This window comes from Gordonia alkaliphila (assembly GCF_023017165.1).
In the GTDB taxonomy this organism is placed as follows: Bacteria; Actinomycetota; Actinomycetes; order Mycobacteriales; family Mycobacteriaceae; genus Gordonia; species Gordonia alkaliphila.
This window is the reverse complement of the sequence record NZ_JALKBW010000001.1, coordinates 2,493,760-2,507,576: the sequence shown is the minus strand read 5'-3', so window position 1 is coordinate 2,507,576 and position 13,817 is coordinate 2,493,760. Positions and strand designations below refer to the sequence as shown.

Annotated in this window: 10 protein-coding genes; 6 read left to right on the top strand and 4 right to left on the bottom strand. The window is 71.4% G+C overall.

Going from position 1 to position 13,817, the window contains the following annotated elements:
• The first annotated feature begins 85 nt into the window (after positions 1-85).
• Positions 86-1,012 (top strand): hypothetical protein, encoded by a 927-nt coding sequence (locus MUG78_RS11400; RefSeq protein WP_246994876.1) that lies wholly within the window; start codon positions 86-88, stop codon positions 1,010-1,012.
• A gap of 133 nt (positions 1,013-1,145) precedes the next feature.
• Here the strand turns inward: MUG78_RS11400 and MUG78_RS11395 are convergent, their stop codons facing one another.
• On the bottom strand, positions 1,146-2,369 hold the full coding sequence (locus MUG78_RS11395; protein ID WP_246994874.1) for an acyl-CoA dehydrogenase family protein: 1,224 nt from the start codon (positions 2,367-2,369) through the stop codon (positions 1,146-1,148).
• Positions 2,370-2,427: 58 nt separating this feature from the next.
• Here MUG78_RS11395 and MUG78_RS11390 point away from each other — a divergent pair, with 58 nt between their 5' ends.
• Entirely contained in the window at positions 2,428-3,690 is a 1,263-nt protein-coding gene (locus MUG78_RS11390; protein ID WP_372493197.1) for a serine hydrolase, read from the top strand.
• Here MUG78_RS11390 and MUG78_RS11385 read toward each other — a convergent pair.
• Entirely contained in the window at positions 3,677-3,985 is a 309-nt protein-coding gene (locus tag MUG78_RS11385; protein WP_246994872.1) for an SHOCT domain-containing protein, read from the bottom strand. The genes MUG78_RS11390 and MUG78_RS11385 overlap by 14 nt on opposite strands.
• Before the next feature lie 109 nt (positions 3,986-4,094).
• On the opposite strand from MUG78_RS11385, the gene MUG78_RS11380 reads away from it, so the two are divergent.
• Together MUG78_RS11380 and MUG78_RS11375 are read left to right on the top strand one after the other, a co-directional pair.
• Positions 4,095-8,732, top strand: a complete 4,638-nt coding sequence (locus MUG78_RS11380) for an ATP-dependent helicase (protein ID WP_246994870.1) — start codon at positions 4,095-4,097, stop codon at positions 8,730-8,732.
• The gene (locus MUG78_RS11375; protein ID WP_246994868.1) at positions 8,725-9,570 is read left to right on the top strand and encodes a DNA-formamidopyrimidine glycosylase family protein; all 846 of its coding nucleotides are present in this window, start codon (positions 8,725-8,727) and stop codon (positions 9,568-9,570) included. The genes MUG78_RS11380 and MUG78_RS11375 overlap by 8 nt, the downstream gene beginning before the upstream one ends.
• On the opposite strand, the gene MUG78_RS11370 is transcribed toward MUG78_RS11375, so the two are convergent.
• Together MUG78_RS11370 and MUG78_RS11365 are read right to left on the bottom strand one after the other, a co-directional pair.
• A complete protein-coding gene (locus MUG78_RS11370) occupies positions 9,533-9,949 on the bottom strand; it encodes a pyridoxamine 5'-phosphate oxidase family protein (protein ID WP_246994866.1) in 417 nt (138 codons plus the stop codon). The two genes, MUG78_RS11375 and MUG78_RS11370, sit on opposite strands and share 38 nt — an antisense overlap.
• Before the next feature lie 113 nt (positions 9,950-10,062).
• A complete protein-coding gene (locus tag MUG78_RS11365) occupies positions 10,063-11,805 on the bottom strand; it encodes a glycerol-3-phosphate dehydrogenase/oxidase (RefSeq protein WP_246994864.1) in 1,743 nt (580 codons plus the stop codon).
• A 125-nt stretch (positions 11,806-11,930) separates the two neighbouring features.
• Here MUG78_RS11365 and glpK point away from each other — a divergent pair, with 125 nt between their 5' ends.
• Positions 11,931-13,400 carry a glycerol kinase GlpK gene (glpK, locus tag MUG78_RS11360; RefSeq protein WP_246996986.1) on the top strand — a complete coding sequence of 490 codons (1,470 nt, stop codon included), beginning with the start codon at positions 11,931-11,933 and terminating at the stop codon, positions 13,398-13,400.
• Positions 13,401-13,449: 49 nt separating this feature from the next.
• Entirely contained in the window at positions 13,450-13,788 is a 339-nt protein-coding gene (locus MUG78_RS11355) for an ArsR/SmtB family transcription factor (protein ID WP_246994862.1), read from the top strand.
• Positions 13,789-13,817 lie beyond the last annotated feature (29 nt).

The window sequence follows — 13,817 nt, the reverse complement described above, 5'->3', positions numbered from 1 at the left end:
CGTGCGGGCTGTGGACAGGGCGGGTTGTCCACAGGGGGCGTGCGCGGCGGCGGAACCGGGCGGGGTGCGGGAGCGTCCAAACGTCATGGACCTACCGCACGACAGCAACGGCCTCATCCGCCGCACCCGCGCACTCGACCTCGGTTTCACCGACGAGGACATCGCCGATCTCCTGGCCGATGAGACGCTGCTCCGCGTGGTCCGCGGCGTCTACGTGGCCGCCGACCTGGCGCCGCTGCGGACCCGAACCGCCGACCTCTATCGCCTGCGCTGTCTGGCGATCGCCACCGGCCCGACCCGGTGCGGCGTCCTGAGCCATCAGTCCGCCGCCGCGGTCCTCGGCCTGGAGCTGCTCGAACCCGATCGCACCCGCGTCCACCTCACCACCGGGCTCGGCCAGGGCGGCATGACCTCACCGAAGCGCCACACGCATTGCACACCGTTGGACGACACCGCCGTCCAGCGCGACGGCGTGCTCCTGACCAATGTGGTGCGCACCGCGGTCGACGTCGCCGTCGGCGGCACCTTCGCCCAGGCCCTCACCGTCTTCGACTCCGCGCTCCGGATCGGCACGCCCCGCGATGAATTGGCGACGGTGCTCACTCATCGTCGACGGCGCGGCATCGCCCGCGCCCGCGTCGCCCTCGCGATGGCCGACGGACGGGCGGCGAACCCGGGGGAATCATGGAGTCGCGCGCAGATGATCGAAGCCGGCCTGCCGCTGCCCGTGCTGCAGCGACGTGTGCTCCTCGACGACGACCTCGGTGAGGCCTTCCCGGACTTCAGCTGGGACGACGTACTCGCCGGCGAGTTCGACGGCGAAGCCAAGTACCACGACTACCTTCGCGAGGGCGAGACCGAAGCCGACGTCGTGCTCAAGGAGAAGAACCGGGAGAACGGTCTGCGCGACCTCGGCTTCGACGTCGTCCGCTGGGACTGGCCCGACCTGCGGGCCGACCGCATGATCCCCCGCGTCACCCGCCGCATGTACCGCTGCGGCCTGCTCCGCTGACCCGCCCGCTCCCGCGAAACCAATCCGCTCCCGCGAGAAGTGTCCGTTCCCGCGGGCCTGGGAAAGGCCCGCGGGAACGACAAGCTCTCGCGGGAGCGGGGTCGTCTCGCGGGACGACGACGGGCGCGGCGGTTCAGCCGTTCAGCAGGCCCTTGGCGACGTGGGTCACCTGGATCTCGTTGGAGCCGGCGTAGATCATCAGTGACTTGGCGTCGCGGGCCAGCTGCTCCACGCGGTACTCGGCCATGTAGCCGTTGCCCCCGAAGAGCTGCACGGCCTCCATGGCCACCTCGGTGGCGGCGCGCGAGGAGTACAGCTTCATGGCCGACGCCTGCGCGAGGGTCGGCGGCTTGCCCGCCTGCGAGGCCTCGATCGCGGTGAACAGCATGTTCTGCACGTTCAGGCGCGCGATCTCCATCTCGGCGAGCTTCAGCTGGATCAGCTGGAACTTGGCGATCTCGTTGCCCCACAGGGTGCGGGTCTTGGCGTAGTCCAGCGACAGGCGCAGGCACTCGTTGATGATGCCCAGGCTGAGCGCGGCGATGCCGATGCGCTCGGCGGTGAAGCCGGCCTTGGCGTTGTCGCCGCCGCGCTTGTCCGCGCCGGTGTCCTCGGTCTCGCCGAGCAGGCGGTCCTTGGACACGCGGACGTCCTCGAAGAACAGCTCACCGGTGGGCGAGCTCATCATGCCCATCTTCTTGAAGGCCGGACCCTGGGTGAGGCCTTCCATGCCGGTGTCGAGGACGAAGGTCAGCACCTTGCGGTCGCGCATGGGCGTGCCATCACCCTCGTCGAGCTTGGCGAAGACGACGATGGTGTCGGCGTTGGGCCCGTTGGTGATGAAGGTCTTGTTGCCCTTGAGGATGTAGTCCTCGCCGTCGCGACGGACCGTGGTCTTCATGCCGCCCAGGGCGTCGCTGCCGCTGTCGGGTTCGGTGATCGCCCAGGCACCGACCTTCTCCATCGTGACCAGCTGCGGCAGCCAACGCCGCTTCTGCGCCAGGGTGCCGCGGCTGCGGATGGTCGACACGGTGAGACCCAGCGAGACGCCCATCGACGCGATCAGGCCCAGGCTCACGCCGGCCATCTCCATGTTCAGGATCATGAACATCGGGTTGGCGAGGGTGGTGGAGCCGCCGCCCGATTTCTTCTCCCCGGCCTCTTCGGCGGCGAGCTCCTTCTCCAGGTTCTCCGCGGCCATGGTGTCCATGCCGAACGCGGCCAGCATCTTTCGGGTGATGTCGAAGGGCGGCAGCGCGCCGGTCTCCAGTTCGTCGATGTGCGGGCGCACCTCCTTCTCGATGAAGGCGCGCACCGCGTCGCGGACCATCAGATCTTCTTCAGACCACTCGAACAACTTCAGACCTCCGGGCTAGAACACGTTCTACTTAGGTTCTGACAGTAGCGTGATCGGGGTGACAGCGACAGACCAGGAGTGGCCGGGCCGGATCCACGCGCCGGACAGTCTTGCGCCCGACTACCTCGATGCGATTACCGATATCGACGACGAAGCGTCGTCGCCGGCGTATTGGCCAGCCGCCCAGCAGATCTGGGGTGCGGCCCGACACTGGTATCAGGCCGGACTCCAGCCGGGTATCGCGGTCTGCGTGCGCCACCGCGGCGAGGTGGTGGTCGATCGCGCCATCGGGCACGCGCGCGGGAACGGACCCGACGACGGCCCCGACGCCGAGAAGGTCCCGCTGCGCACCGACACCCCGGTCTGCGTGTTCTCCGCGGCCAAGGCGATGGCGGCGACGGTGCTGCACCTACTCGTCGAGCGCGGCGAACTGAGTCTGAACACCCGGGTCGACGACCTGCTGCCCGGCTACCGCGCGCACGGCAAGGGGCGCACCACCGTCGACCACGTCCTGACCCACCGCGCGGGCGTGCCGATCCCCACCGGCCCGCGCCCGGATCTGCGGCGCAGCGAGGACAGCGACTACACGCGCGCCATGCTCGCCGACCTGCGGCCGATCTATCCGCCCGGGACGGTGCACTTCTACCACGCCCTGACCTGGGGTCCGCTGGTGCGCGAGATCGTCGCCGCCGCAACGGGTTCGAGCATTCGAGACATCCTCGACGCGGAGATCCTGGCGCCCTTGGGATTTCGGTGGACCAACTTCGGGGTCGCCCCCGAGGACGTCGGACTCGTCGCACCGAGCTACGTGACCGGGCCGCCCAACTCCGGGGCGGTCGACGCCGCGTTCACCAGGGTGGTCGGCGGATCGATGGCCCAGATCGTGCCGATGGCCAACAAGGCGCCCTTCCTCACCGGCGTGGTGCCCTCGTCCAACGCCGTCTCCACCGCGCACGAGCTGTCCCGCTTCGCCGAACTCCTGCGCCGCGGCGGCGAACTCGACGGCACCCGCGTGCTGTGGCCGTCGACCCTGCGCGCCGCCACCGCGCAACGTCGACGCCTCCGCCCGGATGTGGCGACCGGCGGTGTCCCGCTGCGCTGGGGCACCGGCTTCATGCTCGGCTCGCGGCGCTTCAGCCCCTTCGGGCGCGACGCACCGGCCGCTTTCGGGCACACCGGTCTCACCCAGATCGCGATGTGGGCCGACCCCGAACGCGACCTGGCGGCCGCCGTCGTCTCCACCGGAAAACCCGGTGGCCACCCGGAAGCCGGGCGCTACACCGCGCTCCTGGACACCATCGGTGCGGCTATCGGCCGCTGAGCGCCTGCATGCGCGCCTGCGCCAGCTCCTCGTCGGTGATCAGCCCGCTGCTGTGCAGTCGGCTCAGTTCGGCCAATCGCTCCTCGATCGACGGTGCAGCCGGGGCCAGGGCCGCGCTGTCCATCGCCAGGACCTTGAGCTCGGTGTCGACGGCGAACGGATCGACGCCGCCGCGTTTGGCCGCCCGATAGTTGCGGACGGCGACGAAGACGCCGAAACCGATGATGGCGATGATGAACAGCGGCACGAGCATGAACAGCACGTCGAACCACCCCGGCACTAATGGTGAAGACATCCCCGCGGGTCTCCTTGTGTCGATGATGCAGTTGTCAGCGGCATTTTATCCCCGCTCGTCGTCCCCGCGCGCCGCGCGGGGAGTCGGTGGCGTGCGGTTGAATGGATCCATGGGCCACGACGCGGACACGATGGCGGGCTTCGGTCCGGCCACCCGCCAATGGTTCACCGGTGCCTTCGGCGCGCCCACCGCCGCGCAGGCCGACGCGTGGGAGTCCATCGCCCAGGTCGACGACACGCTGGTCATCGCCCCGACCGGCTCGGGCAAGACCCTCGCGGCGTTCCTCTGGGCCATCGACCGACTCGCCGCCGAGCCGCCGGACGACGACCGCACCGAAGGCGTCCGGGTCCTCTACATCTCGCCGCTGAAGGCGCTCGCCGTCGACGTCGAACGCAACCTGTCGGCACCGCTGGTCGGCATCGGGCACGCCGCCGCGAGCCTCGGGCTGCCGATCCCCGCGGTGAGCGTCGGGGTCCGCTCCGGGGACACCCCGGCGGCCGCGCGCCGCACCCTGGCCGCGCACCCGCCGGACATCCTCATCACCACCCCCGAGTCGCTGTACCTGATGCTCACCTCACGGGCACGCGAAACGCTGCGCAGCGTCACGACGGTGATCGTCGACGAGATCCACGCCCTCGCCGCCACCAAACGCGGCAGCCACCTGGCCCTGTCCCTGGAACGACTCGACGAGCTGACCAGCACACGCGCGCAGCGGATCGGCCTGTCGGCCACCGTCCGGCCGCCCGAGACGGTGGCCGGTTTCCTGTCCGGTGAGGCCGCGTGCACCATCGTGTCGCCGCCGGCGAGCAAGACCTTCGACCTGCGCGTCGAGGTGCCGGTCGAGGACATGACGAACCTGCCGGTCCCACCCGGCGACAGCGAGCTCGACGACGCCTTCTCCCCCACCGCCGGCTCGCTGTGGCCGTTCGTGGAAGCGGCCATCGTCGACGAGATCTCCCAGCATCGCTCCACCATCGTCTTCGCCAACTCCCGCCGCCTGGCCGAACGCCTCACCGCCCGCCTCAACGAGATCGCCGCCGACCGCGCCGGGCTCGACGTCGACGCGCAGCGCCGCAATCCGATGGTGCCCGGCGGCGCCCCGGCCACCATCACCGGGGCGGTGACCACCGCGGGCGCACCGCCGGTCCTGGCCCGCGCCCACCACGGCTCGGTCAGCAAGGAGCAGCGCGCCGACATCGAGGACGCCCTCAAGTCCGGACGCCTGCGCGCGGTGGTCGCCACCAGTTCCCTGGAACTCGGCATCGACATGGGCGCGGTGGATCTGGTGATCCAGGTGGAGACGCCGCCCTCGGTGGCCTCCGGACTGCAGCGCATCGGGCGCGCCGGGCACCAGGTCGGCGAGATCAGCACGGGCGTCGTGTTCCCGAAGCACCGCACCGACCTGATCGGCTGCGCGGTGACCGTGGCCCGCATGCGCGCCGGCGAGATCGAGGAGCTGCGGGTGCCGCGCAACCCGCTCGACATCCTCGCCCAGCAGACCGTGGCCGCCGTCGCCGTCGACGACGTCGAGGTGGATCAGTGGTACCAGACGGTGCGCCGGGCGGCGCCCTTCCGCGAGCTGACCCGCGACGTCTACGACGCCGTGCTCGACCTGATCTCCGGCCGCTACCCGTCCGACGAGTTCGCGGGCCTCGCCGCCCGCGTCGACTACGACCGCGCCACCGGCACCCTCACCGCCCGCCGCGGCACCCTCTCCCTCGCGGTCACCTCGGGCGGCACCATCCCCGACCGCGGCATGTTCGGCGTCTTCCTGGTGGGCGACGACTCCGCGCGCCGCGTCGGCGAACTCGACGAGGAGATGGTCTACGAGTCCCGGGTCGGCGACGTCTTCGCCCTCGGCACCAGCAGCTGGCGCATCGTGGAGATCACCCCCGACCAGGTGCGGGTGATCCCGGCGTTCGGCCAGCCCGGCCGGCTGCCGTTCTGGATCGGCGACGCCGTGGGCCGTCCCGCCGAACTCGGCGCCGCGATGGGCCGCTTCGTCGGCGAGGTCGGCACCTCCGAACAGCAGCTCGCCGCGCACGCCGACGCGATCGGGTTGTCGGCCACCGCGCGGACCAATCTGGCCGCCCTGATCGACGACCAGCGCGCCGCCACCGGCGCCCTGCCGACCGACCGCACCCTGGTGGTGGAACGGTTCCGCGACGAACTCGGCGACTGGCGCCTGATCCTGCACTCGCCGTACGGCCTGCGCGTGCACGCGCCGTGGGCCAGCGCGATCGCCGCGCAACTGTCGGCGAACCTCGGCCTGGACGGCGCCACCACGGCCACCGACGACGGCATCATCGTGCGCCTGCCCGACACCGACGACACCCCGCCCGGCGCGGACGTCTTCGACGTCGACCCCGACGAGATCGAGGACATCGCGACGCGCGCCCTGGCCGATTCGTCGATGTTCGCCGCCCGGTTCCGCGAATGCGCGGCGCGCGCCCTGCTGCTCCCGCGCCGCAACCCGGGCAAACGCGCACCGCTGTGGCAGCAGCGCCAGCGCGCCGCGCAACTGCTCGCGGTGGCCAGTCAGTTCCCCGACTTCCCGATCATCTTGGAGACGGTCCGCGAGTGCCTGGAGGATATCTACGACCTGCCCGCGCTCGTCGACGTCCTCACCCGCATCCGCGGTCGCCGCGTCCGGCTCCTGGAGGTGGAGACGCCGAGCCCGTCACCGTTCGCGGCCGCCATGCTGCTCGGCTACACCGGGTCGTTCATCTACGACGACGACGCCCCGCTCGCCGAACGCCGCGCCACCGCCCTCACCCTGGACACCGCTCTCCTCGCGCAGCTGCTCGGCCGGGTGGACCTGCGCGAACTCCTCGATCCGGTGGTCCTCGCCGAGACCGTCGCCCGTCTGCAGCGGACCGCGCCGGAACGCCGGGCCCGGGACGGCCAGGACATCACCGACCTGCTGCGTTGGCTGGGACCGCTCACCCGCGCGCAGATCGACGAAAGGTACGCGGGCACAGTCGATCTCGACGCGGCGATCGCCGAGGAGGTCGCCGCCGGCCGGGTGATCGGCGTACTGCTGCGCGGCCTCGAGCACCTCGCCGCGATCGACGACGTCGCACGCCTGCGCGACGGGCTCGGCATCCCGCCGCCGCTCGGCGTTCCGGCCGCCTACCTCGCCCCCGCCGACGACCCGGTGGGCGATCTGGTGCACCGCTACGCCCGCACCCACGGGCCGTTCACCGCCGCCGACGTGGCCGCCGACCTGGGCATGGGCGTGGCCGTGGTGCGCGAGGCGCTGGCCAAGCTGGCTGGCCGCCGCATCGTGATCGAAGGCGAGTTCGTGCCCCGCGAGGACGCCGAACGCGCCCAGTGGTGCCACGCCGACGTCCTCGGTCAGCTGCGTCGCGGTTCCCTCGCCGCCGGCCGCGCCGAGGTGCAGCCGGTCAGCGCCGACACCTACGCGCGCTTCCTCCTCGACTGGCAGCACGTCGGCGCCCCCCTGGCCACCGGCGGCCGCGACCCGCGCCTGCACGGCGTGCACGGGCTGCTGTCGGTGATCGAACAGCTTGCCGGGCAACCGATCCCCGCATCGGCGTGGGAATCGCTGATCCTGCCCACCCGCCTGCAGGACTATCGCCCGGCCCTGCTCGACGAACTGCTCTCCGCGGGCGAGGTGGTCTGGTCCGGCCACGGCCGGATCGGTGCCTCGGACGGATGGATCAGCCTGCACCCGGCCGAATCGGCACCGCTCACCCTGCGGCCCGCCGACCCCGTCGAGCTCGACGCCCTGCACACCGCGATCCTGGCCGCGGTCGACGGCGGCGCCCTGCGCTACGCCCAGTTGACCACCCACCTCGACGACGCCGGGCTCGCCGTCGGCGACGAACCCGCCCGGCACGCGGCGCTGTGGGACCTGGTCTGGTCCGGGCGCCTCGCCAACGACTCGTTCGCCCCGCTGCGCGCCCTGCTGACCCCCGGTCGCTCCCGGTCGGGCGCCCAGACCTCCACCCCGTCGCACCGGGTGCGCGGTGGCGCCCGCCCGCCGCGCCTGCGCGCCGCCCGCCTGTCCAGCCGATACCTCGCCGGTACCGACGGACCGCCGGTGCCGCCGCTGGTCGGCGGCCGCTGGGTGCGCCTCGAACGCGCCGCCCTCGACCCCACCACCCTGGCCGCGGCCACCTGCGAGATCCTGCTCGACCGGTACGGCGTGGTGACCAAGGGCGCCGTCACCACCGAGGAGGTGCCCGGCGGATTCGCGCGCATCTACAAGGCGCTCAGCGTCTTCGAGGATTCCGGCCAGGCCCGACGCGGCTACTTCATCGACGGCCTCGGCGGCGCCCAGTTCGCCGCCGGTCACACCGTCGACACCCTGCGTGCGGCCGCCGTGGTGCCCCGCGAACAGCAGGACACCGCGCACGTGCTGGCCGCCACCGACCCGGCCAACCCGTACGGGGCCGCCCTGCCGTGGCCCACCGCCGACACCGGCCACCGACCGGGACGCAAACCCGGCGCCCTCGTCGTCCTGGTCGACGGCGCCCTCGCCGTCTTCGTCGAGCGCGGCGGCAAACGCATCCTGACCTGCACCGACCGCACCGATCAGCTCGAGGCGGCCGCGGCTGCGCTCACCGACGCGGTGCGCCGCGGACGACTCCCCCGCATTCGCATCGACACCATCGACGCCGAACCCGCGCTGCGCACCCCACTGGGCGCGCTGCTGTCCGAACAGGGTTTCGCCACCACGCCGCGCGGTCTGCGCATGAACTACGACCCGCGCCATGCCTGAGGGCGACACCGTCTATCGCGCCGCCCACCGGCTGCATGCGGCGCTCGCCGGAAAGACCCTGTCCCGGAGCGACTTCCGCATTCCGTCGCTGGCGACCACCGACCTGCGCGGCGCCGTCGTCGAGCGGGTCCGGGCGGTCGGCAAGCACCTGTTCATCGACCTGTCGGGCGCAGGCGGGCGCACCCTGTCGATCCATTCGCATCTGATGATGGAGGGCGTCTGGCACGTGTATCGCCGCGGCGAGAAGTGGCGCAAGCCCGGCTTCCGTGCGCGCGTGGTGCTGGCGGCCGACGGCCGCGACGGTGCCGCCGTGGAAGCCGTCGGCTTCGACCTGGGGATCCTGGAGATCACGCGCGATCCGGCCGCGGCCGTGGCGCACCTGGGCCCCGATCTACTGGGCCCGGATTGGGATCCGGCCCGCGCGGCGGCGCAGCTCGCCGCCGATCCGGAGCGGCCCGTCGGCCTGGCGCTGCTCGACCAGCGCACCCTCGCCGGTATCGGCAACATCTACCGCAGCGAACTGTGCTTTCTGGCCGGGGTTCATCCCACCCGGCCGGTGCGCGAGGCCGATCCGGCGGCGCTCGTCGCCGACGCCCACCGGCTGCTGACCGCGAATGCGCTGGCCGCGGTCCGCTCCACCACCGGCGATCGCCGACGGGGACGCGAACTCTGGGTCTACGGCCGCGAGCACCGGCCGTGCCGACGGTGCGGCACGGCGGTGCAGCGCGGCGTGCTCGGTGTCGGCACGGACGGGTCGGCCGCCGAGCGGTCGATCTACTTCTGCCCGGCGTGCCAGCCGGTCACACCGGGTAGCGGTCGGGCTCCGCGCCGAACTTGAAGCGGCGGCCGCTGATCTCCTCCACGTCGATCTCGACGTAGTTCATCTTCAGCGTGGGGACCCACGGCTTCAGCGGCAACTGGTCGGCATCCATGATCTCGTGCGTGCTGGTCAGGATGCGGGCGCGGCCCTTGGCCACGACGCTCCAACCGATCTTGCTGGTGAAGCCGTCGGTCTCGAAGGCCACGCGTCCGTTCACCGCGATCTCGGAGAGCTTGGTGCCCTCGCCGGTGCGGAAGAGAATCTTGCCGTCGTGCGCGTACGCGTTGATCGGGAAGATCTCGGGCTCACCGTCGACGCTGAGCGCCAACCGACCCATCACGCTCTCGGACAACAGATTCCAGCACTGGGCCTCGTCCAGGACGGTGATCTCTTCCATGGCTCCTCTTCCTCTCGCACTTCCCCGACGCTTCGAACTTCCAGCCTATGCCGCCCATAGTCGCCCCGCAGGCGAGCGCGGGGCCAGGGCCCTACGTCCCGCCGTGGCGATCATCACTCGGGCGCGGGCACCGGTTCCAGGATCTCCCGACGGGCCTCGGGCGCCGCCACGCGCAGCGCATCGGCGGCCTCGTCGTCGGGCTGGCGCTGCGACGCGATCTCCGCGGCCACGCGGGCGCAGTAGTTCTCGATCTCCCACTCGCGGCGTTCGTCGCTCCACCCCAGGATCGGCGCCATCAGTTCGGCGGCCTCGCGAGCGCAGTCCACGCCGCGGTGGCTGTACTCGATCGCGATACGGGTGCGACGGGCCATCACGTCCTCGAGGTGCAGCGCACCCTCGCTGGCCGCCGCGTAGACCACCTCGACGCGCAGGTACTGCGGGGCGGCACCCAGCGGGTTCAGCAACGACGGATCATCGACGGCCGCGGCCAACACCTCGTCGAGCAGCGAGCCGTACCGATTCAGCAGACGACGCACCCGGTACGGATGCAGGCCGTACTGCTGACCCAGGTGCTCGCACTGGTTGATCAGCGCGAAGTAGCCGTCGGCGCCGAGCAGCGGCACGCGTTCGGTCACCGATTCGCCCACCCGATCCGGGATGAAGTCGGCGGCCGCGTCGACGGCGTCGGCGCCCATCACGCGGTAGGTGGTGTACTTGCCGCCGGCGATCGAGATCAGGCCGGGCGCGACCACCGCCACCGCGTGCTCGCGGGACAGGGCCGACGTGGACTCGTCCTCCCCGGCCAGCAGCGGGCGCAGGCCGGCGTAGACGCCCTCGATGTCGTCGTGGGTCAGCTGGGTCACCAGTTCCTGGTTGACCCGCTCCAGAATGAAGTCGATGTCCGCACGGGTCGCCGCCGGGTGCGCCAGGTCCAGGTTCCAGTCGGTGTCGGTGGTGCCGATGATCCAGTGCGTCTCCCACGGGATCACGAACAGCACCGACGTCGGGGTGCGCAGAATGATGGCCGTCTCGCTGACGATGCGGTCGCGCGGGATCACGATGTGCACGCCCTTGGACGCGCGCACGGTGAAGTGGCCGCGCTGGCCGGACAGCTTCTGCACCTCGTCGGTCCACACGCCCGCGGCGTTGATCACCGACTGGGTGGCCACGGTGGTGGTGGCGCCGGTCTCCGAGTCGCGCAGCTTCACGCCGATCACCCGGTCGCCCTCCTTCACGAAGCCCACGGCCTGCGTCGAGGTGCGCACCACCGCGCCGTACTGCGCGGCCGTCCGGGCCAGGGTGAGGGTGTGCCGGGCATCGTCGACGACGGTGTCGTAGTAGCGGATGCCGCCGACCAGAGCGCTGCGCTTGAGGCCCGGCGCGATGCGGAGGGCGCCGGCGCGGGTCACGTGCCGCTGGCCGGGCACCGACTTGGCGCCGCCCATCCGGTCGTACAGGAACAGTCCGGCGGCCAGGTACGGCCGCTCCCACACCCGCTTGGTCAGCGGGAACAGGAACGGCAGCGGCTTCACCAGGTGCGGCGCCAGCAGGCTGAGCGAGAGTTCCCGCTCGCGCAGCGCCTCGCGCACCAGACCGAACTCCAACTGCTCCAGGTAGCGCAGGCCGCCGTGGAACATCTTCGACGACCGGCTGGAGGTGCCGGACGCGAAGTCGCGGGCCTCCACCAGCGCCACCCGCAGGCCGCGGGTGGCGGCGTCCAGGGCCGCGCCCACACCGGTGACGCCGCCGCCGATCACGACGAGGTCGAATTCTTCCTCGGAGAGCCGCCGCCACGCTTCCTCGCGCTGGCTCGGGCTCAAATCCGCAGGTCGATCCTGGCTATTCTCAGTGGACACGCCCCGAACTCTACCGGAGCGTAACCCCGCATCGTGAGAGACTGACGACCGTGAGCCAGACCACTGCCGCCGCCGCCCACCGCTATGTCGCCGCCATCGACCAGGGCACCACGTCCACCCGCGCCATGCTCTTCGATCACGCCGGAACGGTGGTGGCCAGCGAGCAGACCGAGCACCGCCAGATCTTCCCGCAGGCGGGCTGGGTGGAGCACGACCCCATCGAGATCTGGCGCAACACCCGGCGGGTGGCCGGCGCGGTGATCGCCGCCGGCGAGGTGGGCCCCGGCGAGATCGCCGCCTGCGGCATCACCAACCAGCGCGAGACCACCGTCGTCTGGGATCGCCACACCGGGCAGCCGGTGTACAACGCGATCGTCTGGCAGGACACCCGCACCGCCGAGCTGTGCGAGGAACTGGCCGCAGCCCCGGACGCGCTCGGCGACCCCGGCGTCGACCGCTACCGCGAGCGCACCGGACTGCCGCTGTCGACGTACTTCTCCGGCCCCAAGATCCGCTGGATCCTGGACCACGTGGACGGCGCGCGCGAGCGCGCCGAGAACGGCGACCTGCTGTTCGGCACCATGGACACCTGGTTGATCTGGAATCTGACCGGCGGCGCCCGGCACGACGGCCTGCACGTCACCGACGTCACCAACGCCTCGCGCACCCTGCTCATGGATCTGCGCACGCTGGCGTGGGACCCGGACATCTGCGCCGACCTGGGCATCCCGGTCGCGATGCTGCCGCAGATCCGGTCCAGCTCCGAGGTCATCGCGCCGCTCACCCTGGGCGGCACCTACCCCGATGTGCCGCTGGCCGGCATCCTGGGCGACCAGCAGGCGGCCACCTTCGGCCAGGCCTGCCTGGAGCCCGGCGAGGCCAAGAACACCTACGGCACCGGAAACTTCCTGCTGATGAACACCGGCACCGAACCGGTCTTCTCCCGGCACGGTCTGCTCACCACGGTCTGCTATCGCCTCGGCGACGAGCCCGCCCGCTACGCGCTCGAGGGCTCGATCGCGGTGACCGGTTCGCTGGTGCAGTGGCTGCGCGACAACCTGGGCCTGATCGCCTCGGCCCCCGAGGTGGAGACGCTGGCCGCGGCCGCCGAGGACAACGGCGGCGTCTACTTCGTGCCCGCCTTCTCCGGCCTGTTCGCGCCGCGCTGGCGCCCCGATGCGCGCGGGGTGATCGTGGGCCTGACCCGGTTCGCCGACAAACGTCACCTGTCGCGCGCGGTGCTGGAGGCCAGCGCGTACCAGACCCGCGAGGTGATCGAGGCCATGCAGGCGGACTCCGGCGTCGCCCTGACCACCCTCAAGGTGGACGGCGGCATGGTGGTGAACGAACTGCTCATGCAGTTCCAGTCCGACATCCTCGCCGTCCCGGTGGTGCGCCCGGTGGTGAACGAGACCACCGCCCTCGGCGCCGCCTACGCCGCCGGTCTGGCCGTCGGCTTCTGGGAGTCCGCGCAGGACATCCGCGACAACTGGGCCGAGGGCGGCCGCTGGTCGCCGTCGATGGACGACGGCGAGCGCGAGCGCCTCTTCGCGGGCTGGAACCGCGCCGTCACCCACTCCTACGATCTGGCCTGATCTCGCCGCAACCCTTGACCTACAACCAAATGGTTGTATATTGGGAAGGGTGAACGAGGTCGACGAGGATCGGGCGGACGCCCTGTTCCACGCCCTCTCCGACCGGACGCGACGCGACATCCTGCGGCGAGTATTGGCCGGCGAGCACTCGGTCACCGCGCTCGCGGCGGACTACGACATGAGTTTCGCCGCCGTGCAGAAGCACGTCGCCGTGCTGGAGAAGGCCGGACTGCTCACGAAACGTCGTGACGGTCGACAACAACTGGCCTCCGGCGACGTCGCCGCCGTCCGCTCGGTGCAGGCCATGCTGGCCGGCATCGAACAGATCTGGCGGGGCCGCATCGCCCGGATCGACGACCTCCTCGCCGCCGATCCACCCTCCCCCTGACCATCCCACCCACTTTCACCCGGGAGTCA

What these genes read in the sequence shown, in the direction of transcription:
- MUG78_RS11380 (WP_246994870.1), top strand. Translation starts at nt 4,095, where the DNA reads ATGGGCCACGACGCGGACACGATGGCGGGCTTCGGTCCGGCCACCCGC.
- MUG78_RS11370 (WP_246994866.1), bottom strand. Translation starts at nt 9,949, where the DNA reads ATGGAAGAGATCACCGTCCTGGACGAGGCCCAGTGCTGGAATCTGTTG.
- MUG78_RS11375 (WP_246994868.1), top strand. Translation starts at nt 8,725, where the DNA reads ATGCCTGAGGGCGACACCGTCTATCGCGCCGCCCACCGGCTGCATGCG.
- glpK (WP_246996986.1), top strand. Translation starts at nt 11,931, where the DNA reads ATGCTCTTCGATCACGCCGGAACGGTGGTGGCCAGCGAGCAGACCGAG.
- MUG78_RS11400 (WP_246994876.1), top strand. Translation starts at nt 86, where the DNA reads ATGGACCTACCGCACGACAGCAACGGCCTCATCCGCCGCACCCGCGCA.
- MUG78_RS11385 (WP_246994872.1), bottom strand. Translation starts at nt 3,985, where the DNA reads ATGTCTTCACCATTAGTGCCGGGGTGGTTCGACGTGCTGTTCATGCTC.